Here is a 19,552-nt window from a genome sequence, read left to right on the forward strand (position 1 = left end):
TCTTCAGATGTTCTTCAGATGGCGCAGGCGGCGGCCGGGGGCGCGGACGAGCTCCACAGGTGGAGCGCCGCGTACGCCCTCCAGGGCCGCCACCGCTCGGCGTGCTCGGCCGGGATGCCGAGGCACTGCATGGTCTTCTTCAGCACCAGGTCGCCGCCCGGCCACGCGTCCGGGTCGCCGAGCGCGCGCAGCGCGACGTAGCTCGCGGTCCACGGCCCGATCCCCGGGATCTCCAGCAGCTTGGCCGTGGTCTCGGGCACGTCCTCGGCGCCGTCGAGGTCGATCCGCCCCTCGGCGACGGCCTCGGCGAGGGCGCGCAGCGTGGCGACCCTGCGATCGGTGAGGCCGATGCCGGTGAGGTCCGCCCCGGCGAGCCGGTCGGCCGTGGGGAAGAGCGTCGTCACCGCCGCGGTCTCCCGGCCGTCCCGGTCCGGCGCCGCCACGTCGACGACCGTGCCCGCCCGGGCCGCGATCCGACCCAGCAGGGTCCTCGCCCCCGCGACGGAGATCTGCTGCCCCACGACCGCGCGTACGGCCAGCTCGAAGCCGTCGAACGCGCCGGGCACCCGCAGGCCGGGACGCTCCGCGACCAGCGGGGCGAGGGACGTGGCGCCGAGCGCCGAGGCGATCGGCTCGGGGTCGGCGTCCAGGTCGAGCAGGCGGCGGCAGCGCGCCACGAACCGGGCGAGCCGCCGGGTGTCGTCCGTACGCACGGTGAGCCGGATGTGGTCGGCCATGGGCACGAGCGTGATCCACCCGCCGGGGACGGCCCGCAGGTAGGTCGCCTCGCCGGGCGAACGCCCGTCCGGCCCGCCGGCGCCCTGCTCCGGCGGCTCCGGGAGGGTGACGGACTCGGTGCCCGGGATGGCGCGGGCGGCGAGATACCGGAACATCGGCGCCGCGTCGTACGGAGGACGGTAGTGCAGCCGCAGGGTGAGTCCGTGGGGGAACAGGTGCGGCGACGCCCCGCCGCTCAGCGGCCCGTTGGCCTTCCTGAGGTCGCCGGGGGCGAAGCCGTACGACTCCTTCATGGCGGCGTTGAACTGGCGGACGCTGCCGAACCCCGCCGCGAACGCGACGTCCGTGATGGACAGGCGGGTCTCGGTGAGCAGCTGCTTGGCCAGCAGCAGCCGCCTGGTCCTGGCGACGGCGAGCGGCCCGGTCCCCAGCTCGGCGACGAACAGCCGGTGCAGGTGGCGTTCGGTGACGTTGAGCCGCCGCGCGAGGCCGCCGACGCCGTGGTCGTCGGCCTCGCCGTCGCCGATGAGGCGGAGCGCCCGCCCGACGAGGTCCGCTCGTACGTCCCAGCCGGGGGCGCCCGGGCTCAGCTCGGGACGGCACCGGCGGCAGGGCCGGAACCCCGCCGCCTCGGCTCCGGCCGCGTGCCGGTAGAACCGGACGTTCTTGCGCGCCGGGGTGCGGGCCGGGCAGACCGGCCGGCAGTAGATGCCCGTGGAGGTGACCGCCGTGTAGAAACGCCCGTCGAAGCGGGAGTCACGGGCGGAGACCGCCGCGTAGCACGAGTCGAAGTCAAGCTGTCGCGTGCTCACGTCTTCGACCGTATGCCCTGTCCGCCACTGTGGACCGGCGGAAATCGGACCTCACCGTCGAGGCCGGTCATGACCGTGACCGGCCTCTCGCGAACCACCGACGCGGCGCGCGGCCGGTCACTTGCTGGAGATGCCGACCCCGAGGTCGAACTCGCGGTAGACCCTGGCCCAGAAACCGTCCCGCAGCCACACCCGGGCCTCCGGGTAGGGGCGCAGCGAGTGGCCCAGCTCCTTCTCCGCCTCGATCAGCAGCTCCGTGTCGATCACGGTCGGCAGTATGGGGCCGGGCAGCAGGTCCCTGATGTTGTCGCGCCCCCGGGTCAGTATCCACTTCTGCGCGACGTGCTCGCCGACCTCCTCCACGTGCGGCCGTCCGGGGCCCAGCTTGGTGATCTGCCCGACCGGCGCCTTCGGCACCGGCTTGACGGTACGGCCCGCGAACACCTGCGCCGGGGACGGCGCGGGCGTCACGGGCACCGGGACCGGCGCCCGGTTGAAGTAGGGACGCAGGAAATCGGCGCTCAAGATCTCGACAGTGTCCGACTCCCACACCAGCCGCTCTGCCTGGTTCGTGCCGAACGGCGGCTCCACCCCCCAAAGATGGACGCGTACCCCGTACGCCTGCGCGGCCTCCACCGCCGGCACCATGTCCTCGTCGCCCGCGATCAGCACGGTGTCGCTGACGGCGTGGTGCCGGGCGAGGGCTTCCAGATCGCTGCGGATCTGGGCGTCCACGCCTTTCTGCTGGCCACGCGCGTTCAGGTTGCCAAGCCGTACCTTCACCCAGGGAAGCTGGGCGATCACGCGCTGGTCCACGGTCGGGACCCGGTCCCGCGCGGCGTCGTACCAGTAGACGCGGAGCAACTCTCCGGGAATGCGCTCCATCGCGTGTTTCTGCAACGACTGGATCAGTTCGTCCGCGGCGACGCGGTACTCCTTGCGCTCCTTCGCCCCCAGCAGGACTTCGCCGGCCGCCGCGTACAGATAACCGACGTCCACGAGGACCGCGTACTTGGCAGCCATGCTGTGTGCGGTGAGGTCCGGGATGGCCATGTCGTCCTCCAGGACTCGTCACTAGATGATCGGCTGACTATATCTCCCCCTTTTCTAGATACTCCCAACTCTTGAGCCCGTTGACACCCTGTTCCGCTGATCTAATGCCGAAGCATGGCCGAACGCCAAGCTCCGGGACCGCGCGGTAGTCCCATCCGCATCCCATGTGCGGGGTTTGCCCATTTCTTACGTACGGGTGCCCGGCGGGCGGGCGCGGGAGGGGACGCGGCGAGAACGGAGACGAGCGCGGTCACGAGGGCGGCCACCTCTTCGGGGGTCGGGTCGCCCTTGACGACGCGCAGTTCGGTCACAGCGGGATGTTCCCGTGCTTCTTGGGCGGCAGCGTCGCCCGCTTGTCGCGGAGCGCGCGCAGCGCCCTGACGATCTGGACCCTGGTCTCCGACGGCCTGATCACGGCGTCCACATAGCCGCGTTCGGCCGCGAGATAGGGGTTGGCCAGCGTGTCCTCGTACTCGCCGACGAACGTCGCGCGGGCGGCCTCGGGGTCCTCGGCGGCGGCCAGCTCGCGGCGGTAGAGGATGTTGACCGCCCCCTGCGCGCCCATCACCGCGATCTGCGCGGTGGGCCAGGCGAGGTTGACGTCCGCGCCGAGGTGCTTGGATCCCATGACGTCGTACGCCCCGCCGTAGGCCTTGCGGGTGATGACGGTGACCAGTGGAACGGTCGCCTCGGCGTACGCGTAGAGGAGTTTCGCGCCGCGCCGGATGATTCCGTTCCATTCCTGGTCGGTGCCCGGCAGGAATCCCGGAACATCAACAAATGTCAAGACCGGAATATTAAAGGCATCACAAGTCCGTACAAAGCGCGCGGCTTTCTCGGATGCGGCGATGTCCAGCGTTCCGGCGAAACTCAGCGGCTGGTTCGCGACCACGCCGACCGACCGCCCGTCCACCCGGCCGAAACCGACCACGATGTTCGGCGCGAAGCCCGCGTGGACCTCCAGGAACTCGCCGTCGTCCAGGACGTGCTCGACCACCGAGCGCATGTCGTACGGCTGGTTCGCCGAGTCGGGGATGACGGTGTCGAGTTCGAGGTCCTCGGGGGTGACCTCCATGGGCGTGTCGACGTCGTAGGCCGGGGCGTCGTCCATGTTGTTGGACGGCAGGTAGGACAGCAGCGCGCGGGCGTAGTCCAGGCAGTCCTCCTCGTCCGCCGCCTCGTAGTGGGCGACGCCCGACCTGGAGCCGTGGGCGTGCGCGCCGCCGAGCTCCTCGAACGTCACCTCCTCGCCCGTCACGGTCCTGATGACGTCCGGGCCGGTGATGAACATGTGCGACTTCTCCCGCACCATCAGGACGAAGTCCGTCAGGGCGGGGGAGTAGACGGCGCCGCCCGCGCACGGGCCCATGACCAGGGAGATCTGCGGGATCACGCCCGACGCGTGCACGTTGCGCTTGAAGATCTCGGCGTACAGGCCGAGGGAGACGACCCCCTCCTGGATCCGCGCGCCGCCGGAGTCGTTGACGCCGATCACCGGGCAGCCCGTCTTGAGCGCGTGGTCCATGACCTTGACGATCTTCTCGCCGAAGACCTCGCCGAGCGAGCCGCCGAAGACGGTGAAGTCCTGCGCGAACACCGCGACCGGGCGGCCGTCCACGGTGCCGTGACCGGTGACCACGCCGTCGCCGTACGGGCGCTCCCGGTCGAGGCCGAAGCTCGTCGAGCGGTGCCGGGCCATGGCGTCGAACTCGACGAACGAGTCCTCGTCCAGCAGGGCGCGCACCCGCTCTCTGGCGGTCATCTTGCCCTTGGCGTGCTGTCTCTCCACCGCTCTCGCCGAACCGGCGTGGGCCGCCTCGTCCCTGCGGCGCTCCAGGTCGGCGATCTTGCCTGCGGTCGTGTGGACATCGATGTCGGGTACCCGTTCCGCGGTCATGTTCGCAGGGTAACCAGACGTGCTCGTCCGGCGGCCGGAGGGGAGCCCCGGCCGCCGGGCCGGCTCACACGCGCTGCCAGAGCGCGGGGACGTTGGGCGGTTCCCACCCGGTCAGCGCCGTGTGCTGCTGGAGGCAGCGGTAGGTGACGCCGTTGTAGACCACCACGTCGCCGCCCTTGTACGCGGTGCCCGCGGTCCAGTTGCCGGTCGGGCCGGTGCTCGGGCTGACCGTCGGCGACGGGCTCGGCGACGGGCTGGCGCTCGGGCTGGGCGAGGGGCTGGGCGACGGGCTCGGGTCGCCGCCGCCGGGGCCGACCTGGAGATCGACGCAGTTGTAGAAGGCGTTCTCGGTGTCGGCGATGTTCCAGATGGCGAGCACCTTGATGCGGCCGGTCCTGCCGCCGAGGCTCACCGTGTGCGTCACCGTCGATCCCGGCTGCCTGCCGTGGTCGTCGAACACCGCGATCCTGGTGTTCCCGACGTAGTACTCCCACGTGCTGGTGGCGTGCCGGGCCTCGATCAGCCACTTGAAGTTGACGGTGTCGCCCACCTTGGCGGCCGGCCACGGCTTGGACTCGTCGTCGAGCGGAGCCCAGCGCGGGTCGCCGCCGCTGCAGGTCCGCAGGCCCTTCGGCCCCTCGACGCTCTGCGGCTCCCAGATGATCTGCCCGCAGTTGGGGACGCGGCGCTCGGCGCAGTTGGCCTGCCGGCTCGGCGGGTCGGAGATGTAGCCGTGCGCCGAGGCGGGTGACGCGACGAACAGCACGGTCGCGGCGGCGACGAGCGCCGCCGCCAGGAACGAGATCAGTCTTCGCATGTCGTGCTTCCTCCGGTGGGGGGTGGTGAAGTCAATATAAAAGAAAGTTTCCTAACAGTAAATGCTCTGGTCAGGGCTTATCCATGGAACGAGTCAAGTGCGAGGGCCGGTCCGGCCCGGTGCCGCGCCCCGCCCCGGCCCTGTGGACGGAGCGAGCCGCCGGACGCGGCGATCTGGCAGAGTTGAGGCATGGTTGAGGCAAAACCCGAGGCAGTGAAGACACAAGGGCTCTTCAAGAGGTTCGGCGCGCAGATAGCGGTCGCGGGCGTGGATCTCCTCGTGCCGAGGGGGAGCTTCGCCGGTCTGGTCGGCCCCAACGGCGCGGGCAAGACCACCACCCTGAGCATGGTCACCGGCCTGCAGCGGCCGGACGGCGGCCTGATCGAGATCAACGGCCACAACGTCTGGCGCGACCCGGTCAAGGTCAAGTCGCGCATCGGCGTCCTCCCCGAGGGGCTGCGCCTGTTCGAGCGGCTCTCCGGCCGCGAGCTCCTGCTGTACAACGGCGAGCTCAGGGGCATCCCCCGCGACGAGGTCGCGCGCCGGGCCGACGAGCTGCTGCGCGTGATGGACCTCGTCGAGTCGCAGGACAAGCTGGTCGTGGACTACTCCACCGGGATGCGCAAGAAGATCGGCCTGGCCGCCGCGCTGCTGCACAACCCCGACGTGCTCTTCCTCGACGAGCCGTTCGAGGGCGTCGACCCGGTCTCGGCGAACACGCTGGTCGACGTCCTCCAGCGGTACACCTCGTCCGGGTCCACGGTCGTCTTCTCCAGCCACGTCATGGACCTCGTCGAGCGGCTCTGCGACTGGGTGTCCGTGATGAGCCGCGGAAGCATCGTGGCCCAGGGGCCGATCGACTCCATCAGGAACGGCCGCAGCCTCAACGAGGCGTTCCTCGACCTGGTCGGCGTGCGCGGAGGCGGGGAGGAGGGGCTGTCGTGGTTGGGCTCTTCGTCCGCCTGAAGCTGCGGCTGATCAGCGGCAACCTGCGCGGCGACACGGTCAAGCAGGTCGGCTTCGTCCTCACCTCGCTGATCGCCCTCGCCTGCGCCGCCGGGGGGTTCGCCCTGTTCGCCCTGCTGCGGCTGGCGAGCCCCGACATCGCGTCGAACGTCGCGATCGTGGCGTTCACCGTGTTCACGATCGGGTGGATCCTGGTCCCGCTGCTGGCCTTCGGCCTGGACGAGACGCTCGACCCGTCCCGGCTGGCGCTGTTCCCGCTCACCGCCCGGCAGATGGCGGCCGGGCTGTTCGCCGCGTCCGCGACCGGGCCGTGGCCGCTCGCCTCGCTGGTCGCGCTCGCGGGCGCGGTCGCCGGCCTCGCCTCCGGGGCCGGAGGCGTCCTGATCGGCGTCCTCGCCGTCCTGCTGCAGTTCGCGCTGTGCCTGGTCGCCTCGCGCGCCGTCACCACCGCGCTGTCGGCGACGCTGCGCAGCCGCCGCGGGCGCGACGCGCTGGCGGTCGGCGCCGTGCTGGTCATCGTCCTGTTCCAGCTCCCCGGGCTGCTCGCCAACCGGGGCCTCTCCGGCGACCCGGCGGCGCTGCTCGACTCGCTGGCCTCCGCGCTGCGCTGGGCCCCGCCCGGCATGGCGGCGCACGCGATCGCCGACGGCGGCCTCGCCGGTCTCGGCGAGCTCGCGGTCGTCGCGGCGACCGTCGCCGTGCTCACCTGGTTGTGGATCGCGGCGCTGCGCCGCTCCCTCGTCACGCCCGACTCCTCCAACCAGAGCGGCGGGGCCGTACGCCGCTCGCGTCTCGGCGGGCTCCTGCCGCAGGGCATGGTCGGCGCGGTCGTGGCCAAGGAGCTCAAGTACGCCCGGCGCGAGCCGCGCGGGCGGATCGCCTGGTTAATGCCGATCGTGGTGACCGGCGTCCTCACGTTCTCGCTGCGCGGGCCCGACGGCTGGGAGGGGCCGCTGCTCGCGATCGGACCGGCCTGCTTCGCGGCCGTGATGATCGGGGTCCAGGCGGCCAACTCCTTCGGCATCGACGGCCGCTCCCTGTGGATGAACGCCGTCGCCTTCTCCACAGAGCGTGACGTGCGCACCGACTTCGCCGGGCGGCAGCTCGCGGTCGCGATCATCGCGGTGCCGCTGCTGCTGGTGCTCTCCGTCGCCGCGTCCCTGATCATGGGCCGGCCCGCCTGGATCGCCCCCGCCGTGTTCACCGCGTGGGGCGTGCTCGGGGTGGGCCTCGGTGTGGGGGCGGTGACCAGCGTGCTCGTGCCCTACACCCTCCCCGAGCGCATCAACGCGTTCAGCGGAGCGGCTCCCGGGCAGGGCGGCGAGGCGTTCCTCGGCTCGATGGCGGCGATGCTGGGCGCCGGGCTGCTCGCGCTCCCCGTCATGCTGCCCGTGTTCCTCGGCCTCACCTGGGCGAGCGTGCTCGCCGTGCCGTACGGGCTGCTGGCCGCGTGGGGAGGGCGCAGGCTCGGCGGCGTCATCGGGCACAACCGGCTCCCGGAGATCGTCGCGGCGGTGTCCCGGCCGACCTGACGCGCCCCGCCGTCTCCGCAGGTGGGTGCCCCGGACAAGTGGTCTAGTCCAATTGGTGAGACCGATATCCGGCGGTGTGACCGAAGTCGCTAGTCTTCGAGACATGGCCGCCATCGCTCCTGCCGAACGACACAGTGCCGTCACGGAGATGCCTGATGAGCTCCGTGCCGACGTCCGTCTCCTGGGTGGACTCCTGGGTCAGGTGATCGCCGAGCACGGCGGTCCCGACCTCCTCGCCGACGTCGAACGCCTGCGCAAAGCGGTGATCGGCGCCCGGCGCGGGGACACGACGGCCGACGAGGTCGCCGCCCTCGTCGCCGAGTGGCCCCTCGACCGCGCGGTCCAGATCGCGCGGGCGTTCACCTGCTACTTCCACCTGGTCAACCTCGCCGAGGAGCACTACCGCATCCGCATCCTGCGGCAGCGCGACCGCGACGACGTCCCCCTGCGGGAGTCGCTCGCGGAGGCCGTGCAGGAGCTGCGCGGCGACGAACGGCTGGAGGGCGGCGAGCCGCCCGCCGACCTCGTCGAGGGGCTCGAATACCGCCCGGTGCTCACCGCGCACCCGACCGAGGCGCGCCGCCGGGCCGTCGTCACGGCCATCCAGCGCGTCAGCGGGCAGCTCGACGCGTACAACGCGCCCGGCAGGGGGGCGGGCGAGCGGGAGGAGGCCCACCGGCGGCTGCTGGAGGAGATCGACCTGCTCTGGCGCACCGCCCAGCTCCGCTCGACCAAGCTCGACCCGCTCGACGAGGTGCGCACCGCCATGGCCGCCTTCGACGAGACGCTCTTCCGCACCGTGCCGCTGATCTACCGGTCGCTCGACGCGGCGCTCGAACCCGGCACCGGGACGCGCGAGCCCCTCGCCAAGGCGTACATCCGGTACGGGAGCTGGATCGGCGGCGACCGCGACGGCAACCCGAACGTGACGTCCAAGGTCACCCGCGAGGCCGTGCTCATCCAGGCCGAGCACGTGCTCACCGCGCTGGAGAACGCCGCCGTCCGCATCGGGCGCACGATGACGGCGGGCGCCATGGACACCCCGCCGTCGGCCGAGCTGCGCTCCGCGCTCGCCCGCGCCACCGGCGACTTCCCCGACATGGTGTCGGAGATGGCCACCCGGTCGCCGCAGGAGCCCCACCGCCAGTGGCTGCTCTTCGTCGCCGCCCGCGTCGCGGCCACCCGCCGCCGCGACCTCGACCTGGCCTACCGCTCGCCGTCCGAGCTGCTCGACGACCTGCGGCTCGTGCAGGAGTCGCTGCGCGGCGCCGGAGCCGTCCGCCAGGCGTACGGCGAGCTGCAGCACCTCATCTGGCAGGTGGAGACGTTCGGCTTCCACCTGGCCGAGCTGGAGGTGCGCCAGCACTCCCAGGTCCACGCGGCCACCCTGGAGGAGATCGCCGCCGGGACGCTCTCCGAGCGCGGCGAGGAGGTCCTCGCCACGATCCGCACGATCGCCTGGATCCAGGAGCGGTTCGGCGTGACCGCCTGCTCCCGGTACGTCGTGTCGTTCACCCGCTCCGCCGACGACATCGCGGCGGTGTACGAGCTGGCCCGGCACGCGCTCGGCGACCGGGCCCCGGTGCTCGACGTCGTGCCGCTGTTCGAGTCGGGCGAGGACCTGGACAACTCCTCCGACGTGTTGTCCGGCATGGTGGAGCTGGAGCCGGTGCGCCGCAGGCTCGCCGCCAACGGCCGCCGGCTGGAGGTCATGCTCGGCTACTCCGACTCCGCCAAGGAGCTCGGCCCCGCCGCCGCGACGCTGCGCCTGTACGACGCGCAGGCCGCGCTGGCCGACTGGGCGAGGGCCAACGACATCAGGCTCACGCTCTTCCACGGCCGGGGCGGCGCCCTCGGCCGGGGCGGCGGCCCGGCCAACCGGGCGGTGCTCGCCCAGGCGCCCGGCTCGGTCGCGGGCCGGTTCAAGGTCACCGAGCAGGGTGAGGTCATCTTCGCCCGCTACGGGCACTCCGCCATCGCCCGGCGGCACATCGAGCAGGTCACCAACGCCGTGCTGCTCGCGTCCACGCCCACCGTCGAGTCGCGTACGGCCGCCGCCGCGGCGAAGTTCCGCACGCTCGCCGAGCGGGTGGCGTCGGCGTCGGAGCGCGCCTACCGGGCGCTGACCGAGGCGCCGGGCTTCCCCGAGTGGTTCGCGCTGGTCAGCCCGCTCGAGGAGATCGGCTCGCTGCGGCTCGGCTCGCGTCCCGCCCGGCGCGGGCTCGGCGCGCCCCGGTCCCTGGACGACCTGCGCGCCATCCCGTGGGTGTTCGCCTGGGCGCAGACCCGGGTCAACCTCCCCGGCTGGTACGGCCTGGGCAGCGGCCTGGCCGAGGTCGTCTCCGGAGGCGGGCTGGCCGAGCTGCGGTCGGCGTACAAGGAGTGGCCGCTGTTCGCGTCGCTGCTCGACAACGTGGAGATGTCGCTGGCCAAGACCGACCGGGCCATCGCCGCGCGCTATCTGGCGCTGGGCGGCAGGGAGGACTTCGCCGCCCAGGTGCTCGACGAGTACGACCTGACCAGGAAGCTGGTCCTGGAGACCACCGGGCACACGCGGCTGCTGGAGAACCGTCGCGTCCTGTCCCGGGCGGTGCAGCTCCGCGACCCGTACGTGGACGCGCTCAGCCACCTCCAGCTCCGCGCGCTGTCGGCGCTGCGGGCGGACGGCGACCTGTCCGAGGGGGAGCGGGACCGGCTGTCCACCCTGCTGCTCCTGTCGGTGAACGGCGTGGCCGCGGGCCTGCAGAACACCGGCTGACCACCCGGTTCGGCGACGCGGATCACCTCCGGCCGCACCGGGTCAGGGGGTGATCCGCTCCGCCCCGGAGTAGATGTTGAACCGCTCGTCGCGCAGGAAGCCGACGAGGGTCAGGCCGAACTCGCGGGCCAGGTCCACGGCCAGGGACGACGGCGCCGACACCGCGCAGACGACCTGGACGCCCGCCGCGAGGGCCTTCTGCATGATCTCGTAGCTGGACCGGCCGCTGACCAGCAGGACGTGTCCGCCGAGCGGCAGCCGGCCGTTCAGCAGCGCCCAGCCGACCAGCTTGTCCACCGCGTTGTGCCGTCCCACGTCCTCACGGGCGGCGACCAGGGCGCCGTCGGCGGTGAACAGGCCGGCCGCGTGCAGTCCGCCGGTCCGCCCGAACACCCCCTGGGCCTGGCGCAGGCGGTGCGGCAGGCCGTACAGCACCTCGGCGGAGACGGTGAGATCGGGCGCGGCGGTGAGGGGCGCGCAGCGGCCGCGGAGGGCGTCCAGGCTCGCCGTTCCGCACACCCCGCAGGCGCTCGATGTCATGAAATGCCGCTCAAGCTGAGGGATGTCCGGCAGCACCGGGGTGTCCAGCCGGACGGTCACGGTGTTGTAGCGGGCCTCCGGTTCGAGGTCCGCGTCCGTGCAGTAGCCGATGGCCGCGATGTCCCCGGGACCGGCGACGCCCTCGCCGTGCAGGAACCCGGCGGCCAGCTCGAAGTCCGCGCCGGGCGTGCGCATGGTGATCGCCACGGTACGGCTCGCGCCCCCGGCGGTCAGCCGGATCTCCAGCGGCTCCTCGGTCGCCAGATCGTCCCGCCGTTCCCGCACCTCGGAGCCGGACACCTGGCGGACCCGGATCCTGGTGACCGGTCCGGGACGGTGGGCGGGGCGGTCGGCCGGTCGCAAGGTCACGATCCCATCTTCGCTGGTGGCGGGGGCGGGCGGGGAGAGCGGTCGGGCCCGCGGCCCTCGGCTGTCGATGCCCGGGTGCGTTTCAGGCTACGCCCGCCCGCCGCGTGAGTCCGTGGCGAGGTCGTTCCGGTGCCGCGGTGAGGCCCGGCCCGGCCCGTTCCGTCCGGCGCGCGGCCGGTAGCCTGGGCGGATGCCGGAATCGCCCTTCACCGACCTCGATCGGCCGCCCCTTTCCGAGAATGCGCTGCGCAAGGCCCTGGTCCGCCCCGGATCGCTCTGGTCGGAGATCACCGTGGTGGAGCGGGCGGGCTCCACGAACGCCGATCTCGCCGAGGCGGCGCGCGGCGGCGCTCCCGAGGGCGCGGTGCTCGTCGCCGAGGCGCAGACGGCCGGGCGGGGACGGCTGGACCGCGTCTGGTCGGCGCCCCCGCGCTCGGGGCTGGCCGTCTCGATGCTCTTCCGGCCGGGCCCGGCGGCGGCGCGACCGGCCCGGCTCGGCTGGTTGCCGCTGCTGGTCGGCGTCGCGGCCGCCGCCGCCGTACGGCGGGTGGCCGAGGTGGACGTCCGGCTGAAGTGGCCGAACGACCTCCTGATCGGCGAGCGCAAGCTCGCCGGGATCCTCGCCGAGCGCGTCGAGGGCGGAATCGTCGTCGGCATGGGCCTCAACGTCTCGATGCGGCAGGAGGAGCTGCCGGTCGAGCGGGCGACCTCGCTGGCCGTCGAGACGGCGACCTGCCTCGACCGCGACCCGCTGCTGCGGGCCGTGCTCCGCGAGATCGAGACGCACTACCGCGAGTGGACCGCGGCGGGCGGCGACCCGGACGCCTGCGGTCTGCGCGGCGCGTACCTCGCCTCCTGCGCGACGATCGGGCAGGAGGTGCGGGTGGAGCTGCCGGGCGACCGGCTCCTGATCGGTGTCGCCACCGGTGTGGACGGCTCCGGCTGCCTCCTCGTACGCGCCGACGGCGAGGAGCACGCGCTCAGCGCGGGCGACGTGGTCCACGTGCGCCCCGCCAACCCCTGAGCCGGGGGCGAAGCGCTGCCCCACCGTGCGGGCGGAGCCTCGGCGACGTGAACGGAAGCCGGGGGCCGTCGCGCGCCGGGGGCGGATCGTGCCACGATTTGCCGCATGGGTCTCCCCGAACACCATTTGACCGAGGGCGAGCGCCTCGTGCTCTCGTTCCACCCTCACTGGAAGCGGCTCATCCTCCCCTTCCTCGCGCTCGTCCTCGTCGTGGCCGCCGCCGGCGCCGCGATCTACTTCATCCCCGGTGACTACACCTATTCCGGGTACGCCCGGATCGCGGTGGCCGTGGTCGCGTTCGTCGCCCTGACGCTGTGGACGTTTATCCCCTACCTGCGGTGGAAGACCACGTCGTACACCTTGACGTCGCACCGGTTCGCCATCAGCACCGGCATCCTGAACAAGTCGGACGACGACATCCCGCTGGCGAAGGTCAACAGCGTCAGCTCCGACCAGAGGTTCGTCGAGCGCATCCTGGGGTGCGGGACGCTCCGGGTCGAGTCGGCCTCGGACAAGGGGGAGATCGACTACCTGGACATCCCGAAGATCCAGCTCGTCCGCCAGGAGCTGTTCCGCCTGGTGGAGGATGCCTCCGACGGGACCATCGACGGCAAGTAGCCCGGCAGGAGGGCCAAGGTGGCCACACGGCGCCCCACCGCGGACGACATCCGGCGGCTGTTCGTCGGGTCGCCGCCCCGCTACACCCGTGGCGAGGTGGCCGCCGCCGCCGGGCTGCCGCTGGAGTTGACCGGCCGGGTGTGGCGCGCCCTGGGCTTCGCCACACTCGCCGACGACGCCGTCGCGTTCAGCGACGGCGACGTGGACGCGCTGCGCCGGATCCGCGAGATGCTCGACACCGGCGTCCTCGACGAGCGGGCGATCGTCCGCATGGCGAGGGCCCTCGGCCGTACGACGTCGCGGCTGGCGGAGTGGCAGGCCGAGATCATGATGGGGGCGATCCTCGATCCCGGCACACGGCCGAGTGACGAGGAGCTGGCCCGGTCGATGTCCATCGCCGCCCGTTTCCTGCCGGATTTCGAGCAGACGCTGGTCCACGTCTGGCGGGCGCAGCTCGCGGCCACGGCCAGCCGGCTGCTCGCCCTCACCGAGATGGCGGAGGAGCAGCCGGCCACGTCACGCATGTCGCTGGCGGTGGGCTTCGCCGACCTGGTGTCGTTCACCGCGTTCTCGCGGCGGCTGGACGAGCTGGCGCTGGCCGATCTGGTGGAGGGGTTCGAGTCGCGCACCTCCGACGTGATCGCCTCGCACGGCGGGCGGCTGGTCAAGACGCTCGGCGACGAGGTGCTGTTCACGACGACGGCCCCGGTGACGGCGGCGCGGATCGCCCTCGACCTGGTCGACGAGCTGAAGCGGTCCACCGGCAGGGGCGAGGAGGGGCCCGACGTGCGCATCGGCCTCTCGTACGGCCCCGTGCTCCCGGTGATGGGCGACGTGTTCGGCACGACGGTCAACCTGGCGGCCCGGCTGACCGCCATCGCCAGGCCGGGGGCGATCCTCGCCGACGCCGAGATGGCGCGCGGGCTGGAGGGCGCGGACGGGGTCGAGGTGATGCGCATCCGCCGCCGGCCCGCCCGCGGCCTGGGGCTCGTCCAGCCGTATGTCGTTCGTCGCACATCGCCTTCCGCAGGTCGGAAAGCTTGACGAACTCCGGCACGGTGGAAATCCTGAGGGTTTCCCAATTCGAGATGAGGTGTCAGTAATGCCGTACGAGGTCCAGGGTGTGATCGCGCGGGGCAAGGGCGAGCAGGTGACGTTGGAGACCGTCCATGTGCCCGATCCCGGGCCGGGCGAGGCCGTGGTGAACGTCCAGGCGTGCGGTGTCTGCCACACCGACCTGCACTACCGCGAAGGCGGGATCAACGACGAGTTCCCGTTCCTGCTCGGGCACGAGGCGGCGGGAGTGGTCGAGGCGGTCGGCCCCGGTGTGACCGACGTCGCCCCCGGCGACTACGTGATCCTCAACTGGCGCGCGGTCTGCGGCCAGTGCCGGGCCTGCCTGCGCGGACGCCCGTGGTACTGCTTCAACACGCACAACGCGACGCAGAAGATGACGCTCGCCGATGGAACGGTCCTGAGCCCGGCGCTCGGCATCGGCGCCTTCGCGGAGAAGACCCTGGTGGCCGCCGGGCAGTGCACCAAGGTCGATCCCCGGGCGAAGCCCGCGGTCGCCGGCCTGCTCGGCTGCGGCGTGATGGCCGGGCTGGGCGCGGCGATCAACACGGGCGGCGTGACCCGCGGCGACTCCGTCGCCGTCATCGGATGCGGCGGCGTCGGCAACGCGGCGGTCCTCGGCGCGCACCTCGCCGGCGCCGGCACGGTCATCGCGGTGGACGTGGACGACCGCAAGCTCACCTGGGCCCGGGACTTCGGGGCCACCCACACGGTCAACTCGCGGGAGACCGACGCCGTAGAGGCGATCCGCGAGCTCACCGGCGGCCACGGCGCCGACGTGGTGATCGACGCCGTCGGCCGCCCGGAGACCTACGAGCAGGCGTTCTACGCCCGCGACCTCGCCGGGACCGTGGTGCTGGTGGGCGTGCCCACGCCCGAGATGCGGATCGACCTGCCGCTGCTCGACGTCTTCGGCCGGGGCGGCTCGCTCAAGTCCTCCTGGTACGGCGACTGCCTGCCGAGCCGCGACTTCCCGATGCTGATCGACCTGTACCTGCAGGGGCGGCTCAACCTGGACGGGTTCGTCTCCGAGACGATCGCGCTCGACCAGGTCGAGGAGGCGTTCGCCAAGATGCACCGCGGCGAGGTGCTGCGCTCCGTGGTGGTGCTGTGACGGCGCACCCGCGTCCGGTGACCCCTGCGACACGAGAAGAGAACCAACGATGAGCGCTGTCTCCCGCCTGATCACGTCGGGCACGTTCTCCCTTGACGGAGGAACCTGGGAGGTCGACAACAACGTCTGGCTGGTCGGCTCCGCCGACGAGGTGGTGGTGATCGACGCGGCCCACGACGCCGCCGCCATCGCCGAGGCCGTCGGGCCGCGCCGCCTGCGGGCGATCGTCTGCACCCACGCGCACAACGACCACATCAACGCCGCGGCCGAGCTGTCCGAGCGCACCGGGGCGCCGATCCTGCTCCACCCCGCCGACCAGGTCCTCTGGGAGATGCAGTACGGCACGGCCGTGCCGTACCGGCCGCTGGAGGACGGTGAGGTGATCGAGACCGGCGGGCCGGAGCTCCGGGTCATGCACACGCCCGGCCACTCACCGGGCGCGGTCTGCCTGTACGCGCCCGAGCTGGGCGTGGTCTTCACCGGGGACACGCTCTTCCAGGGTGGCCCCGGCGCGACCGGCCGGTCGTTCTCGTCGCACGAGACGATCGTCGAGTCCATCAGGACCAGGCTGCTCACCCTGCCGGAGGACACGGTGGTGAACACCGGCCACGGCGACTCGACCACGATCGGCGCCGAGGTGCCCAACGTGAAGTAGCCGCTCCCGCAGACGCCGAGAGCGCCGGACGGTCAGCGGCCGGCCGGCGCCGGAGGCTCCGAAGCACGTGGAGACGGCCGGGCGCCCCACATCTCACATGCGAAGATGTGGGGCGCCTCACGTAGGCAAGGCTTACCTCGCTGAGCTATCTTAGGTATGCCTTACCTCATTCCCCTCTGCGAGGCCCTCATGTATGTCTGTGTCTGTCGTGCCGTCACCGAGAGCGAAGTGCACGACTGCATCGCCGAGGGCGCCAGGACCGCCCGGCAGGTGCGCGACATGACGGGCGCGGGAGGGGACTGTGCTCTCTGCGTGCGGAAGGTCTGTGCGATGCTGAAGAGATCAGACGACCTCGTCACCAGCGCATAGATCGAGAGGCCCGGGATGCAGGGCGACAAGGAAATCATCGCGCTGCTCAATGAGCAGCTCACCAGCGAACTGACCGCGATCAACCAGTACTTCCTGCACGCCAAGATGCAGGAGAACTGGGGATACACCAAGCTCGCCGAGTACACCCGGCACGAGTCGTTCGACGAGATGAAGCACGCCGAGAGGCTCACCGACCGCATCCTCTTCCTGGAGGGGCTGCCGAACTACCAGAAGCTGAACACGCTGCACATCGGGCAGACCGTGCGCGAGCAGTTGCAGGCGGACCTGGCGCTCGAGCTCGGCGTGGTGAAGCGACTGAGATCCGGCATCGCGTTGATGCGCGAGCGCGGGGACATCACCTCCGCCAACATCTTCGAGGACATCCTGGAAGACGAGGAGAAGCACATCGACTATCTGGAGACCGAGCTGGGCCTCTTCGAGAGCCTCGGGGAGCAGCTCTACCTCCAGCGGTACGCGGAACCTCCCTCCTCTTGAAATTTCCGGACATTTGACGCCCGCCCGTTCCGGCGGGCGTTCTTTTTTGCCGGACTTTCCATTCCGGTGAAGAACCGCGCCCCGCGTGTCGGCATTCGCCCTTCTGGGTACGGCGGACAGGGCAGCCGCGCGAAAAGCTGGAACCCTTGCGTGGGGACTATTGGGCATTTATCAGTGTTTGCCCAGGTCAATTGATGGGTCAACGACAAGTCAAACCGCGCGCTGTGGCCGGGAAACAACCCCTTAAGGTCCTACGATCGCACCATGACCTGCGTACTTCTCGCCGAGGATGACACCTCGATTTCCGAGCCGCTCGCGCGCGCGTTGCGCCGGGAGGGCTATCAGGTAGAGGTGAGCCCTGATGGCCCGCAGGCCCTGGAAAGGGCTCTGTCGGGAGGTGTCGACCTCATCGTTCTCGACCTCGGCCTGCCCGAGATGGACGGACTCGAGGTCGCGCGCCGGATCCGCGCCGAAGGGCACGGCACACCGGTGCTGATTCTCACCGCGCGCGTCGACGAAGTCGACACCGTCGTGGGCCTCGACGCCGGGGCCGACGACTACGTGACCAAGCCGTTCCGCCTCGCCGAGCTGCTCGCCCGCGTACGGGCGCTGCTGCGGAGGGGCACATCCGAGACTCCCGTGGTCCAGGGCGTCAGGATCGACGCCGACTCCCGCCGTGCCTGGATGGGGGACAAGGAGCTGCATCTGACCACCAAGGAATTCGACCTGCTGCGCGTGCTCGTACGCGACGCCGGCAAGGTGGTCACCCGCGAGCAGATCATGCGGGAGGTGTGGGACACCAACTGGTGGGGGTCCACCAAGACCCTGGACATGCACATCTCCTGGCTCCGCCGCAAGCTCGGGGACGACGCCGCCAAGCCGCGTTACATCACGACCGTCCGGGGAGTGGGCTTCCGATTCGAGCGCGAATAGGCCCGCACGGGCGAAGGGACTAGCACGTGCGTCGGCGCCTGCTCTCCTCGATGCTGCTCGTCGCGGTCATCGCGGTACTGCTGCTCGGGGTCCCCCTGGGTGTGGTCCTCGTCCGCCTGATCCGCGAGGACGCCGCGCAGGAGCTGCATTCGGAGGCCACACGGCTGCTGATCGGGGTCGAATACTCCATAAGCCAGGAGCAGTCCATCGACCCCAAGCAGCTCGAGAAGAACTATCCGGGCCGCTACATCCAGGTGTTCGTGCAGGGGATGGCGCCGATCGCGGCGGGGACGGCGCCCCCCGCGCACCGGAGACTGACCGAGGAGGCGCGCTCGGAGAACGGGTACGTCCGGGTCAGCCGGGACGCCGCGCAGGTCCAGCAGGACGTCCGGGCGCGGCTGGTGCTCACCGTCGTGCTCGTCCTGGCGGCCCTGGGGGTGGCGGTCGGGCTCGCCATCGTGACCTCGATACGCCTGACGCTGCCGCTCCAGGACCTCGCAAGGATCGCGGAGCGGCTCGGCTCCGGCGACGCCCGCCCGAGCCGGCACAGATACGGGATCCCCGAGCTGGACCGCGTCGCGCAGGTGCTGGACCGCAGCGCCGTACGCATCGCGGACCTGCTCGGCAGGGAACGCGAGTTCGCCACGGACGCGTCACACCAGTTGCGTACGCCGCTGACCGGCCTGAACATGCGCCTGGAGGAGATCGTTGCGGCGGCGGGCGAGCCGGCGATCGTCCGCGAGGAGGGCGAGGCCGCGATCGTGCAGGTCGAGCGGTTGACGGCGGTCATCGACGAGCTGCTCGCCGCCGCGCGGCGGCAGCGGCACGCCCAGGCCGAGGAGATCGACGTCGACCAGATCCTCGACCAGCAGGTCACGGAATGGGAGCCGGCGTTCCGCCGGGCGCAACGCTCCATCAAGCTGGTGGGCAGCCGCGGCCTGCACGCGCTCGCCACAACGGGCGGACTCAGCCAGACCGTCGCGACCCTCCTGGAGAACTCCCTCCAGCACGGCGGCGGCACGCTCACCATCACCACCATGAGCACGGAGAAGTCGGTCGTCATCGAGGTGGCGGACCAGGGGCCGGGCATCCCCGAGGAGCTCGGCACCAGGGTCTTCGAACGCAACGTGAGCGGCGCCGGGGGCACCGGGCTCGGCCTGACGCTCGCCCGGTCGATCGTCGCGGCGGACGGCGGGCGGCTCGAACTGGTCAAACGGCGGCCGGCGACCTTCGCGATCTTCCTCCGGCACGTCGACGACGACGGGCGCTACCGCGTGGTGAGCGGCCCGGCCTGATTCTCCACGACGACGGCCGGGGTGTCGGGGACCGTCTCCAGGAACACCCACTTCTTGTACGACCAGAAGCGGAACAGCGTGCCCAGGACCAGCCCGACGAGCTGGGCGACGATGTAGCTGACCGGGTCGTGCATCCCCATGGCGTAGGTCACGAACCAGATCACGACCAGCGAGATCGCCAGGCCGACCGCGTTGAGCACGAAGAACGTCAGGTACTCGCGGGCGAGGCCGCTCTGCTCCCGGTGCCGGAACGTCCAGTAGCGGTTGCCGAAGTAGGCGAACGTCGCCGCGACCACGGTCGCGATGGTCTTGGACGTCAGCGGGCCGAGCTCGACGCCGAAACGCAGCAGGTTCGTCCCGCCGAAGTCGATCACGAACGCCAGCGCGCCCACCAGACCGAACTTGATCAGCTCATGGAGGATGGCGGCGAACCGCTCGTAGACGCCTCGGAGAAGCTGCACGACTCGCTGATCCTTCCCGGCCTGCACTGCGT

19 protein-coding genes are annotated in these 19,552 nt (G+C 71.4%); 12 read left to right on the plus strand and 7 right to left on the minus strand.

Annotated features, from left to right (window positions below; all coding sequences use genetic code 11):
* Positions 1 to 14: 14 nt before the first annotated feature.
* The 5 genes from AWQ70_RS08460 to AWQ70_RS08475 form a co-directional block, all read right to left on the minus strand.
* Entirely contained in the window at positions 15 to 1,550 is a 1,536-nt protein-coding gene (locus AWQ70_RS08460; protein ID WP_067172480.1) for a DNA-3-methyladenine glycosylase 2 family protein, read from the minus strand.
* Positions 1,551 to 1,667: 117 nt separating this feature from the next.
* Positions 1,668 to 2,603, minus strand: a complete 936-nt coding sequence (locus AWQ70_RS08465) for an NYN domain-containing protein (RefSeq protein WP_066933177.1) — start codon at positions 2,601 to 2,603, stop codon at positions 1,668 to 1,670.
* A 101-nt stretch (positions 2,604 to 2,704) separates the two neighbouring features.
* Positions 2,705 to 2,914 carry an acyl-CoA carboxylase subunit epsilon gene (locus tag AWQ70_RS37425; protein WP_084516662.1) on the minus strand — a complete coding sequence of 70 codons (210 nt, stop codon included), beginning with the start codon at positions 2,912 to 2,914 and terminating at the stop codon, positions 2,705 to 2,707.
* On the minus strand, positions 2,911 to 4,500 hold the full coding sequence (locus tag AWQ70_RS08470) for an acyl-CoA carboxylase subunit beta (protein WP_067172481.1): 1,590 nt from the start codon (positions 4,498 to 4,500) through the stop codon (positions 2,911 to 2,913). The genes AWQ70_RS37425 and AWQ70_RS08470 overlap by 4 nt, the downstream gene beginning before the upstream one ends.
* A gap of 64 nt (positions 4,501 to 4,564) precedes the next feature.
* Complete coding sequence (locus AWQ70_RS08475; RefSeq protein WP_067172483.1) at positions 4,565 to 5,317, minus strand: lytic polysaccharide monooxygenase; 753 nt, start codon at positions 5,315 to 5,317, stop codon at positions 4,565 to 4,567.
* Between the two features lie 189 nt (positions 5,318 to 5,506).
* Between AWQ70_RS08475 and AWQ70_RS08480 the strand changes: the two genes are divergently transcribed.
* The 3 genes from AWQ70_RS08480 (at position 5,507) to AWQ70_RS08490 (ending at position 10,573) form a co-directional block, all read left to right on the plus strand.
* Positions 5,507 to 6,283: an ABC transporter ATP-binding protein gene (locus tag AWQ70_RS08480; RefSeq protein WP_067172485.1), complete on the plus strand. Its 777-nt coding sequence runs from the start codon at positions 5,507 to 5,509 to the stop codon at positions 6,281 to 6,283.
* A complete protein-coding gene (locus AWQ70_RS08485; RefSeq protein ID WP_067172487.1) occupies positions 6,259 to 7,815 on the plus strand; it encodes a hypothetical protein in 1,557 nt (518 codons plus the stop codon). The genes AWQ70_RS08480 and AWQ70_RS08485 overlap by 25 nt, the downstream gene beginning before the upstream one ends.
* A 103-nt stretch (positions 7,816 to 7,918) precedes the next feature.
* Positions 7,919 to 10,573: a phosphoenolpyruvate carboxylase gene (locus tag AWQ70_RS08490; protein ID WP_067172489.1), complete on the plus strand. Its 2,655-nt coding sequence runs from the start codon at positions 7,919 to 7,921 to the stop codon at positions 10,571 to 10,573.
* A 42-nt stretch (positions 10,574 to 10,615) separates the two neighbouring features.
* Here the strand turns inward: AWQ70_RS08490 and fdhD are convergent, their stop codons facing one another.
* Positions 10,616 to 11,482, minus strand: a complete 867-nt coding sequence (fdhD, locus tag AWQ70_RS08495; RefSeq protein WP_373282312.1) for a formate dehydrogenase accessory sulfurtransferase FdhD — start codon at positions 11,480 to 11,482, stop codon at positions 10,616 to 10,618.
* Positions 11,483 to 11,672: 190 nt separating this feature from the next.
* On the opposite strand from fdhD, the gene AWQ70_RS08500 reads away from it, so the two are divergent.
* From AWQ70_RS08500 to AWQ70_RS08540, 9 genes are all read left to right on the plus strand, one after another.
* Entirely contained in the window at positions 11,673 to 12,506 is an 834-nt protein-coding gene (locus tag AWQ70_RS08500; RefSeq protein ID WP_067172491.1) for a biotin--[acetyl-CoA-carboxylase] ligase, read from the plus strand.
* Positions 12,507 to 12,611: 105 nt separating this feature from the next.
* On the plus strand, positions 12,612 to 13,124 hold the full coding sequence (locus tag AWQ70_RS08505) for a PH domain-containing protein (protein ID WP_067172492.1): 513 nt from the start codon (positions 12,612 to 12,614) through the stop codon (positions 13,122 to 13,124).
* Between the two features lie 18 nt (positions 13,125 to 13,142).
* The gene (locus AWQ70_RS08510) at positions 13,143 to 14,168 is read left to right on the plus strand and encodes an adenylate/guanylate cyclase domain-containing protein (RefSeq protein ID WP_084516663.1); all 1,026 of its coding nucleotides are present in this window, start codon (positions 13,143 to 13,145) and stop codon (positions 14,166 to 14,168) included.
* Between the two features lie 58 nt (positions 14,169 to 14,226).
* Positions 14,227 to 15,312, plus strand: coding sequence for an S-(hydroxymethyl)mycothiol dehydrogenase (locus tag AWQ70_RS08515; protein WP_067172494.1), 1,086 nt, complete (start codon positions 14,227 to 14,229; stop codon positions 15,310 to 15,312).
* A 49-nt stretch (positions 15,313 to 15,361) separates the two neighbouring features.
* On the plus strand, positions 15,362 to 15,967 hold the full coding sequence (locus tag AWQ70_RS08520; protein ID WP_067172496.1) for an MBL fold metallo-hydrolase: 606 nt from the start codon (positions 15,362 to 15,364) through the stop codon (positions 15,965 to 15,967).
* A 189-nt stretch (positions 15,968 to 16,156) separates the two neighbouring features.
* Positions 16,157 to 16,336, plus strand: a complete 180-nt coding sequence (locus AWQ70_RS08525; RefSeq protein WP_067172738.1) for a (2Fe-2S)-binding protein — start codon at positions 16,157 to 16,159, stop codon at positions 16,334 to 16,336.
* A 15-nt stretch (positions 16,337 to 16,351) separates the two neighbouring features.
* A complete protein-coding gene (gene bfr / locus AWQ70_RS08530; protein WP_067172497.1) occupies positions 16,352 to 16,831 on the plus strand; it encodes a bacterioferritin in 480 nt (159 codons plus the stop codon).
* A gap of 264 nt (positions 16,832 to 17,095) precedes the next feature.
* Entirely contained in the window at positions 17,096 to 17,764 is a 669-nt protein-coding gene (locus AWQ70_RS08535) for a response regulator transcription factor (RefSeq protein WP_030451323.1), read from the plus strand.
* Between the two features lie 26 nt (positions 17,765 to 17,790).
* On the plus strand, positions 17,791 to 19,059 hold the full coding sequence (locus tag AWQ70_RS08540; RefSeq protein WP_067172499.1) for a sensor histidine kinase: 1,269 nt from the start codon (positions 17,791 to 17,793) through the stop codon (positions 19,057 to 19,059).
* Here AWQ70_RS08540 and AWQ70_RS08545 read toward each other — a convergent pair.
* Positions 19,032 to 19,520 (minus strand): GtrA family protein, encoded by a 489-nt coding sequence (locus AWQ70_RS08545; RefSeq protein ID WP_067172741.1) that lies wholly within the window; start codon positions 19,518 to 19,520, stop codon positions 19,032 to 19,034. The two genes, AWQ70_RS08540 and AWQ70_RS08545, sit on opposite strands and share 28 nt — an antisense overlap.
* Positions 19,521 to 19,552 lie beyond the last annotated feature (32 nt).

Origin of the sequence: Microtetraspora niveoalba (assembly GCF_001570405.1) — a bacterium.
In the GTDB taxonomy this organism is placed as follows: Bacteria; Actinomycetota; Actinomycetes; order Streptosporangiales; family Streptosporangiaceae; genus Microtetraspora; species Microtetraspora niveoalba.